20 protein-coding genes, 1 pseudogene and 1 riboswitch are annotated in these 20,675 nt (G+C 54.3%); of the genes and pseudogenes, 3 read left to right on the top strand and 18 right to left on the bottom strand.

The features are described 5' to 3' along the window. Positions 1-142: 142 nt before the first annotated feature. The 14 genes and pseudogenes from Q5741_RS13125 to cobD all read right to left on the bottom strand — a co-directional run bounded on the left by Q5741_RS13125 (position 143) and on the right by cobD (position 13,683). Positions 143-1,783: a cobyric acid synthase gene (locus Q5741_RS13125; RefSeq protein WP_305024534.1), complete on the bottom strand. Its 1,641-nt coding sequence runs from the start codon at positions 1,781-1,783 to the stop codon at positions 143-145. A 13-nt stretch (positions 1,784-1,796) separates the two neighbouring features. Continuing rightward, the gene (gene cobS / locus Q5741_RS13120; RefSeq protein WP_305024533.1) at positions 1,797-2,624 is read right to left on the bottom strand and encodes an adenosylcobinamide-GDP ribazoletransferase; all 828 of its coding nucleotides are present in this window, start codon (positions 2,622-2,624) and stop codon (positions 1,797-1,799) included. Continuing rightward, on the bottom strand, positions 2,621-3,205 hold the full coding sequence (gene cobU / locus Q5741_RS13115) for a bifunctional adenosylcobinamide kinase/adenosylcobinamide-phosphate guanylyltransferase (protein WP_305024532.1): 585 nt from the start codon (positions 3,203-3,205) through the stop codon (positions 2,621-2,623). The genes cobS and cobU overlap by 4 nt, the downstream gene beginning before the upstream one ends. Beyond that, a complete protein-coding gene (gene cobT, locus Q5741_RS13110) occupies positions 3,202-4,275 on the bottom strand; it encodes a nicotinate-nucleotide--dimethylbenzimidazole phosphoribosyltransferase (RefSeq protein ID WP_305024531.1) in 1,074 nt (357 codons plus the stop codon). The genes cobU and cobT overlap by 4 nt, the downstream gene beginning before the upstream one ends. Beyond that, positions 4,272-5,129, bottom strand: a complete 858-nt coding sequence (locus tag Q5741_RS13105) for an ABC transporter ATP-binding protein (protein WP_305024530.1) — start codon at positions 5,127-5,129, stop codon at positions 4,272-4,274. Before Q5741_RS13105 ends, cobT begins: the two co-directional genes overlap by 4 nt. Next, positions 5,126-6,172, bottom strand: coding sequence for a FecCD family ABC transporter permease (locus Q5741_RS13100; protein WP_305024529.1), 1,047 nt, complete (start codon positions 6,170-6,172; stop codon positions 5,126-5,128). Before Q5741_RS13100 ends, Q5741_RS13105 begins: the two co-directional genes overlap by 4 nt. Next, on the bottom strand, positions 6,169-7,152 hold the full coding sequence (locus Q5741_RS13095) for an ABC transporter substrate-binding protein (RefSeq protein ID WP_305024549.1): 984 nt from the start codon (positions 7,150-7,152) through the stop codon (positions 6,169-6,171). The genes Q5741_RS13100 and Q5741_RS13095 overlap by 4 nt, the downstream gene beginning before the upstream one ends. A 211-nt stretch (positions 7,153-7,363) precedes the next feature. Further along, positions 7,364-7,565, bottom strand: a riboswitch (cobalamin riboswitch). A gap of 226 nt (positions 7,566-7,791) precedes the next feature. Continuing rightward, a pseudogene (locus Q5741_RS13090) lies at positions 7,792-8,164 on the bottom strand (HD domain-containing protein). A gap of 158 nt (positions 8,165-8,322) precedes the next feature. Then, positions 8,323-8,940: an NUDIX hydrolase gene (locus Q5741_RS13085; protein ID WP_305024528.1), complete on the bottom strand. Its 618-nt coding sequence runs from the start codon at positions 8,938-8,940 to the stop codon at positions 8,323-8,325. A gap of 149 nt (positions 8,941-9,089) precedes the next feature. Continuing rightward, positions 9,090-9,788: a WecB/TagA/CpsF family glycosyltransferase gene (locus Q5741_RS13080; RefSeq protein WP_305024527.1), complete on the bottom strand. Its 699-nt coding sequence runs from the start codon at positions 9,786-9,788 to the stop codon at positions 9,090-9,092. Positions 9,789-9,908: 120 nt separating this feature from the next. Then, on the bottom strand, positions 9,909-10,619 hold the full coding sequence (locus Q5741_RS13075) for a histidine phosphatase family protein (protein WP_305024526.1): 711 nt from the start codon (positions 10,617-10,619) through the stop codon (positions 9,909-9,911). Continuing rightward, positions 10,613-11,590, bottom strand: a complete 978-nt coding sequence (gene cbiB / locus Q5741_RS13070; protein ID WP_305024548.1) for an adenosylcobinamide-phosphate synthase CbiB — start codon at positions 11,588-11,590, stop codon at positions 10,613-10,615. Before cbiB ends, Q5741_RS13075 begins: the two co-directional genes overlap by 7 nt. Positions 11,591-11,732: 142 nt before the next feature. Continuing rightward, positions 11,733-12,494, bottom strand: coding sequence for an adenosylcobinamide amidohydrolase (locus Q5741_RS13065; RefSeq protein WP_305024525.1), 762 nt, complete (start codon positions 12,492-12,494; stop codon positions 11,733-11,735). Positions 12,495-12,570: 76 nt separating this feature from the next. After that, on the bottom strand, positions 12,571-13,683 hold the full coding sequence (gene cobD, locus Q5741_RS13060) for a threonine-phosphate decarboxylase CobD (protein ID WP_305024524.1): 1,113 nt from the start codon (positions 13,681-13,683) through the stop codon (positions 12,571-12,573). A gap of 286 nt (positions 13,684-13,969) precedes the next feature. On the opposite strand from cobD, the gene Q5741_RS13055 reads away from it, so the two are divergent. Continuing rightward, positions 13,970-14,971 carry a lipoate--protein ligase gene (locus tag Q5741_RS13055; RefSeq protein WP_305024523.1) on the top strand — a complete coding sequence of 334 codons (1,002 nt, stop codon included), beginning with the start codon at positions 13,970-13,972 and terminating at the stop codon, positions 14,969-14,971. Between the two features lie 186 nt (positions 14,972-15,157). Next, complete coding sequence (locus Q5741_RS13050) at positions 15,158-15,955, top strand: Cof-type HAD-IIB family hydrolase (RefSeq protein ID WP_305024522.1); 798 nt, start codon at positions 15,158-15,160, stop codon at positions 15,953-15,955. A gap of 85 nt (positions 15,956-16,040) precedes the next feature. Here Q5741_RS13050 and Q5741_RS13045 read toward each other — a convergent pair whose 3' ends face one another. The 4 genes from Q5741_RS13045 to Q5741_RS13030 form a co-directional block, all read right to left on the bottom strand. Beyond that, entirely contained in the window at positions 16,041-16,982 is a 942-nt protein-coding gene (locus Q5741_RS13045) for a BtrH N-terminal domain-containing protein (RefSeq protein WP_305024521.1), read from the bottom strand. Beyond that, a complete protein-coding gene (locus tag Q5741_RS13040; RefSeq protein ID WP_305024520.1) occupies positions 16,973-17,863 on the bottom strand; it encodes a helix-turn-helix domain-containing protein in 891 nt (296 codons plus the stop codon). The genes Q5741_RS13045 and Q5741_RS13040 overlap by 10 nt, the downstream gene beginning before the upstream one ends. A gap of 93 nt (positions 17,864-17,956) precedes the next feature. Next, entirely contained in the window at positions 17,957-18,730 is a 774-nt protein-coding gene (locus Q5741_RS13035; protein ID WP_305024519.1) for an MBL fold metallo-hydrolase, read from the bottom strand. Between the two features lie 138 nt (positions 18,731-18,868). Beyond that, positions 18,869-19,933: a sulfate/molybdate ABC transporter ATP-binding protein gene (locus tag Q5741_RS13030; protein ID WP_305024518.1), complete on the bottom strand. Its 1,065-nt coding sequence runs from the start codon at positions 19,931-19,933 to the stop codon at positions 18,869-18,871. A 248-nt stretch (positions 19,934-20,181) separates the two neighbouring features. Here Q5741_RS13030 and Q5741_RS13025 point away from each other — a divergent pair, with 248 nt between their 5' ends. Continuing rightward, on the top strand, positions 20,182-20,583 hold the full coding sequence (locus Q5741_RS13025; RefSeq protein ID WP_305024517.1) for a secondary thiamine-phosphate synthase enzyme YjbQ: 402 nt from the start codon (positions 20,182-20,184) through the stop codon (positions 20,581-20,583). The last annotated feature ends 92 nt before the right edge of the window (positions 20,584-20,675 follow it).

The raw sequence follows: 20,675 nt of genomic DNA, 5'->3' as shown, positions 1-20,675 counted from the left end.
ATATGTCTTCCGTATTTCGCCCATGAAAAATCCCCTCCAAGTAAACATTAGTGCGCTTTTTACACACTGTCTACTTAGAGGGGATAATATCAAGCTGCAGTCGGCTTTTTGATTAGTATGACCATGATGGCCGGATATCCTTCTACTTGACCCCGCCGGAAGCGAAACCCGCTATGCGATAAACAGCATCCATATCCAGATGCTCGCGGACCCAGTCTGCGATTCGATCGAATTCCTGCTCTTTTCGCTGCCGGGCATCAAACGTCACTGCCAATGGAGACAGTCCTTTATGGGAGCGCAGCGCATCCAGCCAGCAGCGGCGGAAACGGTCATTATCGAAAATACCGTGCAAATAGGTACCCCATACCGACCCATTAGCCAAGGCACGCCCTTCAACCGTCTGACCTCCGTCCGCCGTTTCAATCACAAACAGTGGACATGTGTCTGTGTCTTCCTGGCATTCCGTCGTTCCCATGTGGATCTCATATCCCCGGATGGGCAGCCGGTCTGATCCCGCAGCTGTGGGACCTCCTGCCGCTGCTGCCGGAACCGGACTGTCCGGATGCGTCTCTCCCTGCACCTGAAGGGTCCGTTTATGCTGCAGAAATGTTGTGGTGAGCGGCAGCCATCCTAGACCTTCTGCTTCCCGGGGTTCCCCTGACTCGACACCCTCCGGGTCCAGCAGGGAGGTTCCCAGCATCTGATATCCTCCGCAAATACCTACCAGCTGGCAGGTACCTGATGTCATAGCATTTTGTATCGCCTGATCCAGTCCTAGTTCTGCCAATACCTGCAGATCTCCAATCGTATCCTTGGTCCCGGGCAGCAGAATGGCATCCGGTATCCCCAATTCATGTGACGATGTGACATAACGAAGCGCAACATCCGGCTCTGCGGACAACGCATCCATGTCAGTAAAATTAGAGATTCGGGGATGACGGATGACCGCGATATCCAGAAGGCCGCTGGATGCAGAGCGGATGACCGGCGTCTTCGTATCCAGCACGACCGAATCTTCCGCTTCAATCGCTATATCCTGCAAATGCGGCAGCACCCCGATGACCGGAATACCCGTACGCTGCTCCAGCCAATCCAGACCCGGCTGCAGCAGCGCAAGATCTCCGCGGAATTTGTTAATAATAAAACCCTTCACTCTCTGCCTCTCATGCGGTTCGAGCAGCTCCAGCGTACCGACCAGCGAAGCAAATACCCCGCCGCGGTCAATATCGGCCGCGAGCAGCACGGGTGCATCCGCCCAGCCGGCCAGATTCATGTTGACAATATCGCGGTCCTTCAGATTAATCTCAGCAGGGCTGCCCGCTCCTTCCATAATCACCAAATCATATTGGTCGCGGAGACGATTCAGCGCCTCCATCACCATTCCTCTCGCTTGAGGCAGGAATACCGAGCGGTAATCCATAGCGCTCATTTGAGTCAGCGGTACGCCGTGAACCACGATCTGGGAGTGCATATCCTTCACCGGTTTCAGAAGGACCGGGTTCATATCGGTTGTGGCGTCAATCCCGCAGGCTTCCGCCTGCACGCCCTGAGCACGTCCGATTTCCTTGCCATCCGCGGTAACATATGAATTCAACGCCATATTCTGTGACTTGAACGGCGCGGTACGCAGCCCGTCCTGGGTGAAGACGCGGCATAAAGCCGTGGTGATCACACTTTTACCTACGTCGGATGCAGTTCCCTGCACCATAAGCACAGCTCCTGCCGGCTGCTTCTCTGTCGTTCCTGACTGGAACGTGTAAGCTTCTTTATCCCCGGTTTCCATCTTGCTTCACTCCTTACAGATGGGTATGCAGTACCACGATCAGCAGCAAAAGGACTGCCTCCAGCAGCTCATTCAGCGCCCCATAGATATCCCCGGTCAGGCCGCCCAGCCGTTTCTGCACCCGCCTTGCCGCCCAGGTGCCTGCCAGCCATGCGGCTGGTGGAATCAGCACAAAAGCCAATAGACCAACATTCCCCAGCAAGACAGGCTGGCCTGCCTTCGCCATACCTCCGTCCGTTACAATCTGGATGAGAACAACCAGAAACGATAAGCCGGTTGCCCAGAAGGCTGCACGTCTACGCTCTGCATTTCCGATATGACCGAACATGCCTGCAAGTCCGCCGCCCGAACGGGCCAGCGGCCAGCCCTGCATGGCATGAACCATGAACCAGCGGCTCCAGATCATTGGCAGCAGCACCAGGAGCGAGTAAGCATCCGCTTCCAGCAAACTGTACAGCAGCGAGACCTTGAGCAGCAGCAGCAGCACGCAGGCGATCACCCCCATGGCTCCAACCCGGCTGTCCTTCATAATCTCCAGCATGCGGTCCCGGTCCCTGTGGCTCAGCAGCGCATCTGCCGCATCCATCCAGCCGTCAAGATGCAGGCCTCCTGTCAGCCATACCCAGACGATCAGAATGAGTACCGCCGCCGGAAGCGGCAGCAGCAGCCAGCCGCAGGCGAGCCCCGTCAGCCATACTACCGTACCGATCGCCGCACCTACCAGCGGATAGTAGATGACGCTGCGTCCCAATAACCGGGGATTGAAATCCAACTCAGCCCGCACCGGAAAACGCGATAAAAACTGAAAGGCGGCTGCCGCCGCCTGCCATTCCCGCTTCATAACCGGTACTCCAGCCTTTTAAGCTCAACCGGAATCCCAGCCGTTACAAGAAAAACCTCATCGCTGATCGACGCCATACGCTGATTCAGAAACCCTGCGAGATCGCGGAATACCCGTCCAAGCCGGTATTCCGGCACAATGCTGTCCCCCACCTCATTGGTGACCAGTACGAGGGAACCGGGATACCGACTTACAGCAGCTTCCAATACGGCTGCCGCGGCGCGTACCGCTTGTATTCCCTCCTGACCATCCTGTTCGTGAATGAGCAGCAGGTTGGACAGCCACAGAGTCAGGCAGTCGACCAGGACCGTCGGCGCTGGCAGCCCCATGTCACCATGAGACCGATACTCCTGCCCCAACCGGTCCAATACGGCTGCCAGTTCGACCGGTTCCTCTATCGTCTGCCAAGCATATCCGCTGGCTTCCCGCTGCTGACGGTGCAGGGCAATCCGTTCCTTCATTTCTTCATCAAACGCCTGAGAAGTCGCGATGTAATAAGCCGAAGACGCACGCTTCCTACAGAGCCGTTCCGCGAAGGAACTTTTGCCGCTGCGCGCTCCGCCCGTTACGAGCACCTTCATTGCGGCACCTCACCGGATGCCCCTGCTACCCCTGCGCTGGCGAACGTCGCCATCTCCCGCATGATCCGGTTTGCCGCATCTACCAGATGCAGGGCCAGTACGCCGCCGGTTCCCTCACCCAGCCGCATGTCCAGCTGCAGCATCGGCTGCAGGCCCAGCTGCTCCAGCACGGCGGCGTGTCCCTTCTCATCCGACTGATGGGAAGCGATCATGTACGCCGCACAGGCTGGCGCCAGCCGGACGGCGAGCAGGGCAGCTGCGGCGGAGATGAAGCCGTCCAGCATGACGGGACATTGGTGCAGGGCTGCACCAAGAATGACCCCGGCCAGGCCGCCAATCTCAAGGCCGCCGACCGCAGCGAGCACACCGACGGGGTCGGTGGCGTCACAGCGATTCCGCTCCAGTGAGCGGCGGATCGCCTCGGTCTTACGATGCACGCCTGCATCGTCCAGGCCGGTGCCGCGGCCCACCACCCGGGCCGGCGGCAATCCGGTCAGCGCGCTGATCAGCGCCGCGCTGGCCGTGGTGTTACCGATGCCGAGCTCGCCGGTCACGAACAGGCTTGTCCCGCGGCGCACCTCGTCTGCCGCGATCTCCATGCCGGTCCGGATGGCGCGGACCGCCTCGTCTCTTGACATGGCGGGTCCCTCTGCCATGTTGGCCGTGCCCTTGCGGATGCTGCGCGAGTGCAGCCGCGGATGCTCGATATCGGCATTCACGCCGATATCGACACACACGACATGGGCACTGGCCTGTCGTGCAAGGACGTTCACGGCTGCACCGCCGTGCAGCATGTTCAGCAGCATTTGCGGCGTGACCTCCGCCGGATAGGCGCTGACACCCTCGCTTGCGATGCCATGGTCTGCGGCCATCACAATCACGGAGCGCCGCTCCAGCAGCGGAGCCTGTGTTCCGGTGATGCCGGCCAGCTGAATGGCCAGACTCTCCAGCTTTCCGAGACTACCCTGAGGCTTGGTCAGCTGATCCAGGTGGGCTGAAGCCTGATTCATCGACTCTTGATCCAATGGCTGAATCTCCTGGATCTGCTGTAATAACAGCTGCTCTGTCATGATTCCACTTCCTTATCTGTTTCTATCTGCGAATCGGATACCTGCCGCCGCAGCAGAAGCTGCGGAATGCCATCATCGGGATGTTCGATGATGGCCGGCTGTATCCGGAATACATCCGAAATTTGGTCCGGGGTCAGCATCTCGCGGGGAGTACCGTTCCCCCGGAACTGTCCTTCCTTCAGCAGCAGCAGCCGGTCACAGAACAGAGCTGCAAGGTTCAGATCATGCAGTACAGCGGCTATCGTGATCCCCTGCTCCTGGCGCCACTGGGCCAGCAGGTCCATCAGCTGCATCTGGTAATGCACATCAAGAAAAGTTGTAGGCTCATCCAGCAGGAGAATGCTGGGTTCCTGAGCCATGACCTTCGCGAGTGCAACACGCTGCCGCTGACCGCCGCTCAGCTCATCCAGTTTGCGCTGCCCCAGTTCAGCAAGACCGAGCCGTTCCATGATATCGTTGATCAGTTGTCCAACTCTTCGTTCATCACTACGCTCCCTTCCCAGCCAATTCTGATAAGGATACCGGCCCATCTCAATGACTTCCCGGACCGTGTAGCCGGCAGGTGGAATCGCATCCTGCTGCAGGACGGCTATGCGGCGGGATAACTCCCGCCGGCTGTAGGCAGTAATGCTCCGTCCGCCGAGCAGCACTTCACCTGAAGTCGGACTCTCCACCCCGGAGAGGAATTTAATGAGCGTCGATTTACCGCTGCCGTTCGGCCCGATGATCCCCCACCATTCCCCTTCCCGGATGGACCAATCCAGCTGCTGCAGCGCGTAAGTATCTCCATAGGTCTGGGACAGCTGCCGGGCTTCAAGCAGAGGAGCGGCAGACAAATCTTCATCGCGGTTCACAGCACATCCCCCCTCCCCTGTTTCTTGCTGCGATGCAGCAGATAAGCGAAGAAGGGCGCGCCGACGAACGCTGTTACTACACCGAGCGGAATTTCTGTCGGAGCCAGAACAGTGCGTGCTGCTGTATCGGCCCATACCATGAAGATGGCGCCTCCCAGCGTGGAGAGCGGGACAAGCAGCCGGTAATCCGGCCCGACAATCAGACGAATCATATGCGGCACAACCAGACCCACAAAACCGATGACCCCGGACATGGAGACGGCCGCCGCCGTCAGCAGGGTCGATACCAGCAGCACGCCAAGCTTCAGACGTTCAACCTCAAGTCCGGTGTGGGCCGCCTGCCGTTCACCGAGCGACAGCAGATTGAGCTTGCGGGATTGACTCCATAAATAAATAAGTCCGGCAATAACATATGGCAAAAGGATGGCCGTATACGACCATCCACGCAAGCTCAGACTTCCCATCGTCCAATATATGATTTGATTCACCGTGTCCTTGGACATCGCCGCGAGAAAAGAAACGATAGATCCCAGAAACGACTGCATCACGACGCCCGACAGAATCAGGCTCCGTGTCGGAATCTTGCCCCCCTCGCGGGCCAGCGCAAGCACGGCCCACAGACTGAGCATACCGGCCGCAAAAGCTACCAGCGGCAGCGTCCACACGCCAACAAGCGAATACTGGGTATTCGTAAAAATAAGCAGAGAGGCCCCCACAGCCGCTCCCGATGATACGCCCAGTGTGAAAGGATCGGCCAGCGGATTGCGCAGCACGCCCTGAAAGCCTGTTCCCGCCAACGCCAATGCAGCGCCGACCAGCATGCCGAGCAATACGCGAGGAAGCCGGACATTCACAATAATCTGCTCAGCCGCCGAATCCCAGGAAGGACTAGAGGGCTGCCCGATGCCGGGAAGCTGATGCAGCAGGATCGATGCGATCTGACCCACCGGCAGGTGTACCGCCCCAATTCCAAGGCACACCATCAGGGTCACAATCAGCAGCGCGATGCCTGCGGCACCATAACCTGCTAATCTGGTTTTCATTTGAAAATATCAGGGTAAATGGCCGCGGCCACTTCCTTCAGACCTTCGGTTACACGCGGACCCGGACGGCTGATCAGGTTGTCGTCAAGACCAAATACCCGGTCATGCTTGATCGCATAAATATCGCTCCAGCCGCTGCGAGCCTTGATGATTTGATCCAGCGTTTTGCCAGATTTGTCATCGACCACATTTTTGCTGTACAGAATAACATTCGGATTGGCTGCAATAATGTTCTCTTCGCTGATCTCATGCCAGCCCGGTGTCTTGCCTGCCACGTTGACACCGCCAGCAAGTGTAATGAGCTCGTCCATAAATTCCCCACTGCCCACGGTCCAGCCTGGCGAGAATTCCACATACACGTTCATCTTCTGGTCTTTACCGATATTCTTCACAGCATCCTGCACATCGGCAATGTCTTTCTTCATCTTGTCGGTAACCTCTTTGGCTTCCTTCTGATGATCCGTAATCAGTCCGTACAGTTCGATGTCGTTAATCACGTCATTTACGTTCTTCGGATCGGTCTTGAACGCCTTGATCCCAATACCGCGCAGCTTCTTGACCTCATCATCAGCCATCGTCAGCCCCGTCAGCACAATATCAGGCTTTGCTGCAATCAGCGCTTCCTCATTCGGCTTCAAGCCGCCCATTTTGGGCTTCGATTTGGCTGCTTCCGGATAATCGTCGTAATCGGACACACCTACGATTTCCTGATCCAGACCAATGGCGAACAGTGCTTCGGTCTCAGCCGGGGATACAGATACAATTTTGGCTGGAGCCTTGTCGAAGGTGAAGGACTCTCCGGTGGAATCTTTAACCGTCAGCGGATATTGTGTCTTCAGATCAGCTGTCTGATTGCTGTTGGTCTGATTAGTGGTGTTCTGCTCGGTCGACGGTTTCGACGCGCTGGTACTCTCTTTGTCTGTACCGGTGCCGCAGGCTGTCAGTGCAGCCGACAGGACAACAGCAAGCAGCACGGACATCCAAGACTTTTTCAATGCATTACTCAATGGACTCTCTCCTTAATATGTGGGTCTAAAAAGCAGCCAGAACAACTTCCCTCGGCAAAATACGGCCAAAAAACCCTGTCCTCACAAGTGAGGACAGGGTTAAGCATGCACGCGGAACCACAAGCATGGCCTTCCGGCCTGCCTAAGCTGCTGCGAACACGTCATCCTCTCCTCGAAGGATCGCCGGTTACCTTCACTCAGGGCAGGTCTCCTGACTTACAGGGCTTGCGGGATCTCCGCCTTCCCACCGGAACTGCTTGTCCGGCAGTGGCACTTGGAGAACTCCCCCTGTTTTACAGTGGCGGGACCGTGCCGGATTTGCACCGGCTTCCCTTTTAACCTGTGCCGGCAGCTGCCTGCACAGGACCCTGAGTGAGTTGGAACTACTTCAGTTATTGTTCGAACCATTCTTTTCCTTGATGATTATAGGCGAAAAATGTCGGTCTTACAACAGCCGGATGTCCACAGCAGCGCTTTTCTTCAGAGGGTACAGCTCTTTTTGTTCTTCCCGTAAGCTTTAGATCATATCCATTTTTGTAATAAAATAGGACTATATTGCAGCTCAATATAAAACTTCATTAGAGATTCACACGAAGTGGAAAACCATTTCACTTATTCGGCCAGAATCCCTCGCTCCACCGAGGATTGGATCAGATTCTGGGCATAATCCCACAGCGTCTCAGAGCCGTTAACAATTTCACCGTTTCGTCTGCGGACCTGTTCACTTGTAATACCGTATTTTTGCCAGGTATCCCCCTGGTTCTGCGAATTATGGATCATTGGCTGCAGCCGGTCCACGGCAGAGGCAAATTGGGCCTCCGGTGTTTTCTCTCAAATTCCAGCCACAGCTGCATCAGCTCGTCATTCTGATCTGCGGGAAGAAGGCCAAACAGCCGCTCCGCAGCAGCCATTTCCCGTTCCTGCTTGTCATCATGGCCAGATGCCATGAATGCTCTGCATCATTTTCCAGCCGGTCCCCACTCATGATTTTTGTACGTCTCTCAATCGTTTTGAGCCGGTCTATCTCAATCAAAAATTTCATTTGCTCTTGAAGCCGGTTGTCCATATGTTTATAGCTCTCTCCTTCTCTTCGCCATAGCTGCTGTATATAGAGTTTTTCATGCTCCTTGTGCCGGTTTCTAATTAATCTACAATCACCCGCTTCCCGGGGTCCCTATAGTATTCAAACATAGTCAGAATTTGCTCCCGGGTGTTCCGCTCCAGTGACAGTTCCGGCAGTTCCGTCTCCTCAAAGAAACGCACCTCACTTGTCTCTAATCCGCTTAACGCCTCTCCGCCCACGATTTCACATTGGATGAACATTTTGTAGACATGGTACGGCTCCGGCGGATGGGCATGAAACTTCTTATCAAATACGGTCAGAAGCCGGATAGGAGCTACCTGAAATCCCGATTCCTCCCTGACTTCCTTCACCGCTACTTCTGCAGGAGAGTAACCAATGTCGGCCCAGCCGCCCGGAAGGGCCCAGGCACCGTCCAGCTTCTCTTTGACCATCAGAATTTGGCCCTCCCGGAAAACAACTCCCCGCACATCGACCTTTGGTGTTGCATAACCATCCTCATTGGCAAAGCTCAATCTGATCTTCTCCGTGCTGACGTCCGTATAGCTGCCCATCATCTCCACACTGAGATCCCGCAGCCTCTCATACCGCTCGATATCATAAACGTCCTTGGCATAGGTCAAACCGGTCTGTGCGATGGCCTGGATCTGCTTGGCCCACTCCAGCCATTTTGGCTCCATTCGTGCACTCCCCTTTTGCTCTTTGTATTAAAATCATGCTCAAACTTCGCCTGCCTGGCAAACAAACAACTTTATCTGTCTTTATCTATGATTAAACGTCTCCCGGATTTGTCTTGCGACGGCTTCGGCACTTCAATGCTGATGGATTCTTATGTAATGTTCTCTCTCTCCCTGTGCAGCAGGGCACGTACGGCAAAACGCGGCAACATCAGCTGACGGCGCCAGCGGGAAGGCTGATGGATCAGACGATAGAGCCACTCCAGATTCATTCTCCGCCATATCATTGGCGCGCGCGGAACTGTACCTGCAATCACATCCAGCGTGCCTCCTACGCCCATCGCGACTTTGGCATGAAGCTGACTCCGATACTTATGAATCCAGCGCTCCGCATTAGGCGCTCCAAGTGCGACCGCCAGAATATCCGGCTGGGCTGTCGCTATCTCTTGAACGATACGTCCATCCTCCTCCGGCTTGAAATAACCGTGATGCCGGCCTGCCACACGAATATGCGGATACATTTTCAGAATGGCCTCTGCTGCACCCCGATTGGTCTCTTCATCGGCTCCAAGCAGGTAGACGGACCAGCGATTCCTGTTGCCCGCCGCCAGCAGCTCCAGCAGCAGATCACAGCCGGTTACTCGCTCCGGCAGCCGCTGCCTTCTTAGGCGGGACACCATAACAACTCCAATTCCATCTGCTGTAACAAGGCCAGCCTGCTGAATAATCGTACGCAGCTGCTCGTCCTTTTGAGAGGCCATCACGATCTCCGGGTTGCCGGTTATAACATGAAACAGCTCCTGCTTGTCCTGCTCAATGGCCTGCTCAATGATAGCGGAACAATCTCTCATTGTGTTTTTCGGAAATGAAATACCCATAATTGTTGCTGCAGCCTTATTCTTCGTACAGGACATCTATAAGACACCACCTTGGATTCATTAGGTATATGACATCAACCACTTCAACGGATTTTATCTGGTAAAGATGCTAAAAGGATAGGACACTTGTCTTCCGGCCAAGCCCTCAAGCCCTGCCTGCACACGCAAAGTGATCATTCCTCCGGGCGGGACGGACAGATCCCAGAAAGCTTCGGTCGCACCCAGCATGGAAGCCATCTGGCGGATTACCCCGCCATGAGTGATCACCAGCACAACCGGAACAGTGCCCTGTTCTCCAGTCACTCCTGCTTCAGCAGTCACTCCTTCAGCAGTCACCTGCTGTACGATCGTCTCGATAACCTCGTGCACACGCGCGGCAAAAGCATTCCAGCTCTCACCGCCTGGGGGTGTGACCTGCTGAGGACGATCAATCCAGGCACGGTAGACCGGCTGCTCCTTCAGCATCTCGTAAGTACAGCCGTCCCACTCGCCAAAGTCCATCTCCCTCAACCGCTCGTCCTGTCTGGCGCTTACCGCCAATTTAGGGGCTGCGAGCAGCAGCGTTTCCCGGCAGCGCCGCAGATCACTGCTCCAGACAGCCGCAAACCGCCCGCCTGACAGCTGCTTACGCAGAGGCATCAGCTCTTCTGAAGCAAAGGCAGCCAGCCCCGGGTCGGCATGGCCCACATACCGTTTGGCTATATTCCAGGACGTTGTGCCGTGGCGGACCAGCACCAGATCAATGGTTCGACCTGACTTCTGTTTTTTATCTCCTGCAGCGAACCGATACATTCGTTCTACCATAACATCCTCCCTCCTGACAGCCCGACCAGGATCACGGCCGCGGCGCACCAAATAACAAAAGTGGTTGATACAGCGAACATGAGACGGGAGGTCTTCGTTATATCTTCAGCGTTCATCTCACGGAGCGGCTCGCCCATATAAGCTCGAAATGAGCGAACACCATGATAGACATTTTCACCGCCCAATCGGATCCCCAGAGCGCCGGCCACAGCGGATTCCGGAAACCCGCTGTTCGGACTCGGATGCAGGCGGGCATCCCGGCGTACCATACGGAGGCTGCTGGCTGCATCCATCCGGAACAGCCAGGCGGCGCCGATGAGCAGCCCGGCAGTCAGACGAGCCGGTACGAAGTTGGCGATATCATCCAGACGAGCTGATGCCCAGCCAAGATGGATGTATTTCTCATTCTTGTAGCCCACCATGGAATCCAGTGTGTTCACCGCACGGTAAGCCAGTGCAAGCGGTGCACCTCCAATCAGCGCATAAAAAAGCGGCGATACAACAGCATCCACAATATTCTCTGCCACCGTCTCTACCGTTCCGCGTACGATTTCCGCTTCGCCCAAGTGGCCGGTGTCGCGGCCGACAATCATGCCAAGCGACCGGCGAGCGCCAGGAAGATCACGCCTTTTCAGATGAAGATACACTTCCCTGCCTGCATCGCGCAGCCCCTTCGCAGCAATGGTTGTTGCGATCAGCATGACGTGAGCGGCTGCAGCCAGCCACGGATGGATCCAGTACAACAGGACCAGAAGCAGCCAAGAAGCAGTGAATGCGCCGCCCGCCACCAGGAGCGGCAGCAACATTCCCGCCCGCTTAAGTCCTTTGTCTGTATTAGTTCTGGCACGGATCCGCTTCTCCAGAGCTGTAATCGCTTTGCCCATGCCGATCACCGGGTGCGGAATCCAGCGGGGATCCCCTATCAGCCGGTCCAGAGCATAAGCTGCAGCTATGATCCAGGCCGGAATCAGAACAGGCGAAAACACTCCCTCACCCAGCCGTTCCCAGATGTTCAACATACTTTCTTATCCTCCTGCTGTTCAGGCTTCGCTGGAGATGAACACTCCATCTCATTCATCATCTCCCACTTACCCGGTTCGTTTAAAATACCGTTTACAGGTTGTTCGACGGAGACAAGCGGGCAGAGGCCATGGCGCGTCCCTGCTCCAGACTCTCCCGCACAGTACCATACACCAGGCGGCCAATCGCGGCTCCCAGTTCCGTGGCTGTGCCGGCATAGCGGTGCAGCACCTCAGCCTCCGGCTTCTGGCTAACACCCAGTACAATTGCATCCGTCGTCGTGCCGGTCGCCTGCAGGCCGTTATCGGGATCTGCCACATTCAGATCCAGCAAGGCGGCTGTCTTTGCTTCCACGGCCGTCTGAATAACATTCACCATGGCTCCTTCCGTCATCTGCCCATCGATGAACAGCATAATATTAATCGTTCCAGGCTTTACGAACGGTTCAGCCGCTGCAAAAGTCGTGCGCGATGAACCTGCACGGGCCGCATTGGTAGCTCCGCCGGTTGCACAGCAAAAGAGGACCGCTCCATCGGCCTCCGCCTCCATGATCGAAGCATGGCCCAGATTTACAGCGGTGAGCAGGGCTGCGGTGTCTTCCACCGGATACTGCCACTGTTCCAGGAGCAGCCTGATATCCCGCACAGGATCATCACATTGGTAAGTCCGGTCCACATAAATATTAACGGCCTGATCCAGCCGGATTCTCCCCCCGCCATGAACGGCGCTGGATAACCCCTGCAGACGCACAGGACTTCTGAGCCGCAGGTGACGCTCACCACGACTTAGCGTCAGGCCTGGCCATAATTCCGAATGAAGTACACCTTGTTCCTGTTGCAGAAAAGGCAGACTCACTTTGATCTCCTCCTCATGAAGCTTCTTCTTGGGTTTCACTCCATTGTTCTTTCACTTTCCGTAACATCGTTACAGGTTATTCGTCACTTGATCCCTCATTCATTCTCTTGTTTAATGCCTTATCCATTGCCGCCAGCAGACGCTGATTGGATTCTCCATCCTTCACCGCCACTCGTATATGCCCTGCCTCCAGTCCGGGATACATCGCACAGCTACGGATCAGGATCCCCTGCTCACCAAGCTCGCGCTGCATCGTTTGTGCCGTCCATGGAGCCGGCAGCTTGATCAGCAGGTAATTAACCTCGGACGGTGTGGCCCGGCAGCCCAGCATGGTCAAGCCGTCCGCCAGCCGGGCGCGTTCCCGGACAGTCATGCTGATCGTGTCCATCTCATACGCTTCACCGCTGTCCAGACACGCCAATCCGGCAGACAATGCAAGTCCGTTGACGCTCCAGCTGACCTGCTTGTTCCGCATCGCCTGGATAACATCAGGATGAGCTGCAGCGTAACCCAGCCGCAGTCCCGGGATGGCGTAAAACTTCGTCATGGAACGCACCAGCACCACATGCGGATACCGCTGAATCTCCGGCAGCAGGGTTATTCTGCAGTTCGGCTCAATAAAATCGATAAACGCCTCATCCAGAATCAGATAGGTCTGTTCCTCCTCCGCTTTGGCTGCCAGGGCGGAGAGTTCATCCATTCCGTACTGAACACCGTTAGGATTGTTGGGCTGACCGAGGAACAGCATATCTACCTGTCCCAGCAGTGACAGGATGTCCTCCAGCGGAGCTCGCCAATGCCGGTCTTCGGAGCCGAATACCGAAGCGACCTCGCTTCCGAACTTGCGGGCCAGCTCACTGTATTCCGAGAAGCAGGGCTCCACAGTTCCGATCATCTCCGGCTTCAGCCCTAATATCAGTAACGCCATGCATTCCGCCGCACCGTTGCCGATACAGAGCATCTCAGCCGGCACGCCCAAATAACCCGACAGCTTTTGTCGAAGCGCACGATGCGCCGGATCCGGATAACGGATGACCGACGATAATCCGTCCCGGATCACTTCCATCACCTGCGGGGGCGGTCCTAGCGGATTAATATTGGCGCTGTAATCCAGGAAGCTGTCCACCCGCCAGCCGAACGATGCCGATGCTGTCTCCACGTCCCCGCCATGTCCAAATTGTTCAATCATAACTGCCTTCTCCTTTTCCACCATACTGCTCCGATCAAGCAGCATCATTTCCTGATTAAATGCCTATTGCCCGTGCTCGTGGCCTAAGGCACAAACAGCTTTCCATTATTTTATATTAGTTCTTGTTATTCATCTATTCAAAATGATTCATATTTATCGACAAACATCCTCTTTTCACATATGGAGCATACGTATTTTTTTTGTATCCGGTCACCGTTTAAGTTACAATATAGGTCGAATGGTGCGGTTTGCTGGCACCAAATTTGTTGTGTTCGGAGGAATGAACATGCTGTTCATTGATAACCAAGGCATTACCGATCCATCCGTCAATCTGGCGATTGAAGAATATGCGCTCAAGCATCTTCCTGCGGATGAGAGCTACCTGCTCTTTTACATTAACCGTCCTTCCATCATTATCGGCAAACACCAGAACACGGTGGAGGAAATTAATAATGAATACGTTCGAGACAATAATATACAGGTTGTACGCCGCCTGTCCGGCGGCGGTGCGGTCTATCATGATCTCGGCAACCTGAACTTCAGCTTCATCACTAAGGACGACGGCGAGTCGTTCCACAATTTTCAGAAATTCACCCAGCCCGTGATCGAAGCCCTGCACAAGATGGGCGTTAACGCCGAAATGACAGGACGCAACGATCTTCAGGTCGGTGAACAGAAGATTTCGGGCAACGCCCAGTTTGCTACCCGCGGACGGATGTTCACGCATGGTACCCTGATGTTCAATCTGAACCTGGATCATGTGCAGGCTGCCTTGAACGCGAACCCTGAAAAATTTAAATCCAAGAGCACCAAGTCGGTTCGGAGTCGTGTAGCCAATATCCGTGATCTGATGGATACCAAGATGACGATCGAGGAATTCCGTGCTGAACTGCTCCGCTCCATCTTTTCGATGGAAGCTTCCGAGGTTCCTCAATATGAACTGACCGAGAAGGATTGGGAGAAAATTAACCAGATCTCCGAAGAACGGTACAAGCTGTGGGACTGGAACTACGGCCAGTCACCAGCGAGCAACATTAAGCAGAGCAAGAAGTTCCCGGTCGGCATTATTGATATCCGCATGGATATTAAGGATGGACTGATTGAGGAGATCAAAATTTACGGTGATTTCTTCGGCGTAGGAGATGTGGCAGACTTGGAAGATGCGCTGCGCGGCAAGCGTTTTGAAGAACATGCGGTTCGTGAAGCCCTTGCGGATATGGATGTGAAGCATTATTTTGGTAATCTGGAGAAAGACGACCTGATCGGTCTGATCCTGCTGGATCAATAATTGCACACCAGAAATCACCATGCTGACATAAAAGCTGGCTGCCAAGGACGGTTTTCCTAAGGGAAATCCGTCCTTTTGATATTGTCCTTTTGACTATTATGGGATACAATGAGAGCATTGTGACTTCAGCATGGTGCTTCTTGTGTTACACCGAATGCCGAGATATGACTTAAGGGAGAGAAAGACATGTACAAACTGATTGCGATTGATATAGACGATACCCTGATTAACGATAAAAAAGAAGTGACTCCGGCAACCCAGGAAGCGCTGGAGCAGGCTGTAGCTAAAGATGTAGTCGTTACACTTGCCACCGGACGCGCTTATGCTTCCGCTCAACAGATTGCCCGTCAGACCGGCTTAAACGTTCCTATCATTACGTACCAGGGGGCTTTGGTCAAAAATCTGATGGACGAGAACGTGCTGTATGAGCGTTATGTGCCGATCTATGCTGCACGCCGCCTGTATGAGTACTGCCTGGAAAATCATCTTCATCTGCAGACCTACATCAATGACAAGCTTTACTCCCGCGAGGTGAACCAGAAGCTGATCGACTACTGTGAATTGAATAAGACACCATATTTCATTGAACCTGTATTCAGCAAAGTGATTGAGCAGCCAACACCCAAAATGCTGATTATCGATGATCCCGACAAACTGGATGAAATTACACCCGTCCTGCACGAGCTGCTGGGTGACGAGGTCCATATTACGAAATCGAAACCGTATTTCCTTGAAATTATGCATCGTGAAGGCACCAAAGGCCATGCCCTTGAGTTCCTCGCACAGCATTTTAATGTAGATATGAAGGATACGATTGCGATTGGTGATTCCTGGAACGACCATGAAATGCTGGAGGCTGCCGGTCTTGGTGTAGCGATGGGCAATGCCATTGATGCCCTGAAAGAAATCGCTGACTTCGTCACGCTGAGCAATAACGAAGACGGAGTGAAGCATGTCATTGATAAATATGTGCTGAACGTGTAATCCGGACTTATATATACGAAAGGAGTACCCAAGCCGCCTGGCAAGGAGTACTCCTCTTTTTAATATATTTCAATATCTATATAGGCTAAACCTGGGTAACTTGAATGGACAACAGTTCACGCTGAAATGCTTCCTCGACACGGCCAAACTGCTCCAGCAGTTCTGCCAGCGACTGCCAATCACGGCGGACCGTCATTCCATGAGCTTCGCCCAGCAGCTCAGCCTGCTGCACCTTGAGGGCCGACAGCTCAGGATGACGTGCTTCAAAATAAGCTGCAAAGTCGTTCGCCCGTCTGGCCCCCAGCTGAAACAGAAAATGAGACATATGGCCAATCAGTCCCTCCGATACTTCACCGCTCAGCAGCACACCCCGAAACTTCTGCAGTCCCGCTGAGCCAGAGATTGCTCCCCGCGCCCGTCCCGCCTCTTCGGCCTGCTCATACAATCCCTGGAAGAAAGAGATCGTCTGTTCATAAACTTCATCACGGGTTGGCGATGCGGTTCGCTCAGGCATCCACCAGGCGCGGTATGTCCCCCGGCGATAAGGGATGGTCTCTCCCTTCCAGGCCAGGTCCAGCTGTGCCAGCGTCAAGCGGGAATAAGGATAGCCCGCCGGATCATGCACATATACATATTCATCATCGAGACGGTAGGCCAATACATAATGGTCACAGCCTCCAAGATAACGATGGTTCGGAATATAATCCAGATATCCCATATCGAGCGGTCCCAGCACGACGGGTCCGGAAGCGATCATTGTTCTCAGCTGCTCCAGCGGGTAAGTCTCACCGTCCATGCAGGCGGACTCCTGCCAGGAGTACCCCAGTACCTGCAGCGCCCGGGAGATGCCGGTATCCGGTGCTCCTGATGCGCTGTGCAGGAAAGGCATCCCGTCCGGTTCCCACGTGAACCCGATTCCTACCCCGGTTAACACCTCAAGCAGTCCCGGCTGGACCTCCTCCCCATAAGCTTTCAGCAGCATGGATGTTGAATTGGCATAACAATATGCCCCGTTACCTATGTACATGATATGGTCTCCCCTTTAATCGGAATACAGAAGTCAAACGTATGCAGAGCCGTATTGGCTGTGAAGTCATTACGATAACGCTCAAAGTGGTAATCCTCTGCCGGCTTGACTCCGAGCTGCGGAAGTCTGACACGATAGATCTCCTCAATGGCAGCTGGTATGTTCTCAATCAGTCCGTCCAGCTCGAAGACGATATAACACCCCGGCTTCATGTACATGGAGCTCCAATCCTCTGGCAGCCATCTTTTCCAATCTGCTTCTGCACCTTCCAGCTGCACCGCTGCCATATATCGGGTCCCAGCCTGTTCATGATCCCCCATGCACTCAATTCCATAGGTTACTCCGGAGAATTCGGACACAGGAAGCTCTGCCAGCGCCTGATCAAATGTATTCCAAAGTCTGGACACCTGTTCATTCCCGACAGGCCCTTCGAGAACCCTCCCCGCCGTCCAGAAACCCGCTGACTGCTCATAGCGATGGCCGCCGCGTACCGGCTCTCTCTTCAACTGAAGGATCACGTCGTTCAGGCTGCTTTTGTACAAGTTCTCGTAATGGATCCCCTGATTGCGGTACCTTTGCGGAGACAGGCCAAAATACTGCTTGAACGCACGGCTAAAAGCCTCCTGTGACTGATATCCGTACGTTAACGCCAGCTCTATGAGCGGCAGGTCTGTCTCCACCAAATCGGCTGCCGCACGCGTCAACCGCCGTTTGCGGATATATTCGCTCAACGTCTCGCGGGTTAACGCTTTGAAGATCCGGGTGAAATGGAATTTGGAGAAATCAGCCTGACGGGCCAGCTCCTGCAGGGTCAGTTCCTCTTCCAGATGGTCCTCCACGTAGGCGGCCACTTTCAGAATACTTGGATCGTAGAATGTCATGCTTCACCTCGTCTGCATCTGCATCTTTATTATATGTTTAAGGGATCTGCCGTTCTTGATCTGAATTGCGCTATTCGTGGCGTGGCACCATGATCAGCCTCCAAGCGGAACCTTCATGCCTCTATGTGCCAGCGTGATACCGTCTGCTAACGGATAACCAGCCTTAAGGTCCACATCATGTGACATATGAGTGAAGATAGTCTGAACCGGTTTAATCTCTGCAAGCAGCTCCTGAGCCTCCAGCATATCATAGACCGAACGGGTCTCGTAGGCAGCCGTCTCATGGTAAAAGCTTGTTCCCAGCACCAGCAGATCCAGCCCGTGCAGCAGCTCCTTCTCCTGATCATTCAGCCCGATGGAGTCCGAGCAGTAAGCCCATGCGAAGGTCCCCTTCTCCATACGGTAAGCATAGGAAAAACCGTTCTTGCCGTGGTTCACCTTCCACCCGCGAATGTGCCATCCTGCCAGGATGAAGCCTTCATCGATCGAATGCATGTCCAGCTGACGTCCAAGCCAAGGAAATTGTCCGTTGATCTGCTCCAGCACTTCAGCTGGCGCATACATATTGCCTTTGCTGCCCAGCCAGCGGCAGGCATCTGCCCATTCCGGAAGCCCCCCGATATGGTCAAAGTGGGCATGGGTTACGAGCAGCTGCTGCATATGACGCTGCCCTTCCCCCTCCATCTGGACCCGCCAATCTGGTCCGCAGTCAATTGTAAAGTTTCCCTCCCTGCTCTCGATCCGGACTGAAGAGCGCAGCCGTCGGTTGAGACCTGTCTTCCGGGCTTCCGTACATACTTCACAGTCACAATACACGCGAGGAACCCCCATCGCATCACCAGTTCCCAGAAAAATCAATTGATCCATTGTACAGTCTCCTATCCTAATCCTTCTTTATATATCTATTATAACAGCAGCCTGCCTATATGCAGACCGCTGACCGGACACAAACAGCCTGAAGGAAGCTCGGTGATCCGAGTTCTTCAGGCTGTTTCTTAATCAACTTTAGATCATAATCGGCATGGGATCTTCCTTTAACGTGTTCTCCGCAATCCGGCCGCCATCATCGTTAAATAGAAAAATACGGTGGATGAGCACCTTCACATCCTGACCCGGCGACAGGGTCTCCTTCTCCAGCGAGCGGTAGGTCATCAGCCTGTGGCGGCCGACCTCTACTTCCACCATCCACTGGCTGCCGCGGAAATGCACATGGCGTACTCTCCCCCGCTCTGAAGCCGAGTCCAGCAGAATCTCATGATCCAGGCCAACCTCCACGTATTCCGGGCGCACCAGGGCTTTCAGGGAAGCATCATTCCTGGAATGGGCAAAGCCTTTCAGTTCGCCGGCTTGATCCACTACCGTAGACTCCCCGACAAAGGTTGCAACGAACGGCGTCTTGGGCTGCTTGTAAATCTCCCAAGGTGTCCCCTTCTGCTCCAGGCGCCCCTGGTTAATAATCATGATCTCATCTGCAACCTCGATCGCTTCCTCCTGATCGTGAGTCACGAAGATCGAAGTGATGCCGACCCGCTCAATCAACTCGCGCAGCCAGGTGCGCAGCTCCTGGCGGATCTTGGCATCGATAGCCGCGAAGGGTTCATCCAGCAGCAGAAGCTGAGGTTCGGGAGCCAGCGCACGGGCAAAAGCGACCCGCTGCCGCTGACCGCCGGACAGCTGATGCGGGTAGCGCTTCTCAAAACCGCTGAGTCCTGTCAGTTCAACCAGCTCCATAACACGCTGTCTGATCTGGGCTTTAGGCGTTTTCTTAATCGTTAAGCCGAATGCAATATTATCGAATACCGTCATATGCTTGAACAGGGCATAGTTCTGGAAAACGACGCCAATGCCGCGTTCCTGCGGACGCACATGGTTAACCACTTCCCCATGAAACCGGATCTCTCCGGTATCCGGGTTCTCAAGACCTGCCAGCATACGCAGAATGGATGTCTTGCCGCCGCCGCTCGGACCGAGCAGGCCAATCAGATGCCCCTTCTCGATCTTGAACGAAACGTCTTTTACTGCGTGGAACTGGCCAAAATGCTTGTTCAGATTGTTGACCTCAATATGCATGACCGCGCACTCCCTTTCGCTGCTGTACTGTATATGACCTCTTCATATTCTATTGCCTATCCGAATCCCTATTAAATTCATGGGTTTTCACCATTTTAAAATAATGTACCAAACCGGTACTTCACCGTCAATAACTATTCACGAAATGTTGAATAAGAAGTTCTTCTCTTTCCAGACGACTTGATAAGCTGAAGCAGGTTAAGGTTATAATTTATAGGAATAGGCTTTATTCAAAAGGAGAGATAAATATGCTTCATACACTGCAGCTAACGACAGCACGCCGGGACGAAATGCGGGACATCACCCGGGATGTTGCAGCCTTCGTGGCGAAAAGCGGGGTACAGGAAGGCACTGTGCTCGTCTACTGTCCTCATACGACGGCAGGTATTGCCATCAACGAGAATGCCGATCCGGATGTGAAGAAGGATGTCTTAATGCGTTTGGATGAGGTTTATCCGTGGGAGCATCCCAAATACCGCCACAGTGAAGGCAATACCGCATCCCACCTGAAATCGATCACTACCGGACCTTCCCAGACCATCATCATCCGCGGCGGGCGTCTGCTGCTCGGCCGGTGGCAGGGCATTTATTTCTGTGAATTTGATGGTCCGCGTACCCGGGAATGCCATCTGAAGATTATGCAGGGCTAACCTGAACAAACGGCGCATTCCCGTGGGAAGCGCCGTTTACTTTTGCAATGCAACGTTTTTACCTTTTACCGTCATGAAGTATAAAGTGAAAT

Origin of the sequence: Paenibacillus lacisoli (assembly GCF_030580655.1) — a bacterium.
Taxonomy (GTDB): Bacteria; Bacillota; Bacilli; order Paenibacillales; family Paenibacillaceae; genus Paenibacillus; species Paenibacillus lacisoli.
Note: the sequence above shows the minus strand (reverse complement) of the source record. Positions and strands in the feature narration are given on the sequence as shown.

Coding starts and splice junctions, on each gene's coding strand:
- Q5741_RS13125 (WP_305024534.1), bottom strand. CDS start 1,783: ATGGAAACCGGGGATAAAGAAGCTTACACGTTCCAGTCAGGAACGACA.
- cobS (WP_305024533.1), bottom strand. CDS start 2,624: ATGAAGCGGGAATGGCAGGCGGCGGCAGCCGCCTTTCAGTTTTTATCG.
- cobU (WP_305024532.1), bottom strand. CDS start 3,205: ATGAAGGTGCTCGTAACGGGCGGAGCGCGCAGCGGCAAAAGTTCCTTC.
- cobT (WP_305024531.1), bottom strand. CDS start 4,275: ATGACAGAGCAGCTGTTATTACAGCAGATCCAGGAGATTCAGCCATTG.
- Q5741_RS13100 (WP_305024529.1), bottom strand. CDS start 6,172: ATGAAAACCAGATTAGCAGGTTATGGTGCCGCAGGCATCGCGCTGCTG.
- Q5741_RS13095 (WP_305024549.1), bottom strand. CDS start 7,152: ATGTCCGTGCTGCTTGCTGTTGTCCTGTCGGCTGCACTGACAGCCTGC.
- Q5741_RS13085 (WP_305024528.1), bottom strand. CDS start 8,940: ATGGAGCCAAAATGGCTGGAGTGGGCCAAGCAGATCCAGGCCATCGCA.
- Q5741_RS13080 (WP_305024527.1), bottom strand. CDS start 9,788: ATGAGAGATTGTTCCGCTATCATTGAGCAGGCCATTGAGCAGGACAAG.
- Q5741_RS13075 (WP_305024526.1), bottom strand. CDS start 10,619: ATGGTAGAACGAATGTATCGGTTCGCTGCAGGAGATAAAAAACAGAAG.
- cobD (WP_305024524.1), bottom strand. CDS start 13,683: ATGATTGAACAATTTGGACATGGCGGGGACGTGGAGACAGCATCGGCA.
- Q5741_RS13055 (WP_305024523.1), top strand. CDS start 13,970: ATGCTGTTCATTGATAACCAAGGCATTACCGATCCATCCGTCAATCTG.
- Q5741_RS13050 (WP_305024522.1), top strand. CDS start 15,158: ATGTACAAACTGATTGCGATTGATATAGACGATACCCTGATTAACGAT.
- Q5741_RS13045 (WP_305024521.1), bottom strand. CDS start 16,982: ATGTACATAGGTAACGGGGCATATTGTTATGCCAATTCAACATCCATG.
- Q5741_RS13040 (WP_305024520.1), bottom strand. CDS start 17,863: ATGACATTCTACGATCCAAGTATTCTGAAAGTGGCCGCCTACGTGGAG.
- Q5741_RS13035 (WP_305024519.1), bottom strand. CDS start 18,730: ATGGATCAATTGATTTTTCTGGGAACTGGTGATGCGATGGGGGTTCCT.
- Q5741_RS13030 (WP_305024518.1), bottom strand. CDS start 19,933: ATGCATATTGAGGTCAACAATCTGAACAAGCATTTTGGCCAGTTCCAC.
- Q5741_RS13025 (WP_305024517.1), top strand. CDS start 20,182: ATGCTTCATACACTGCAGCTAACGACAGCACGCCGGGACGAAATGCGG.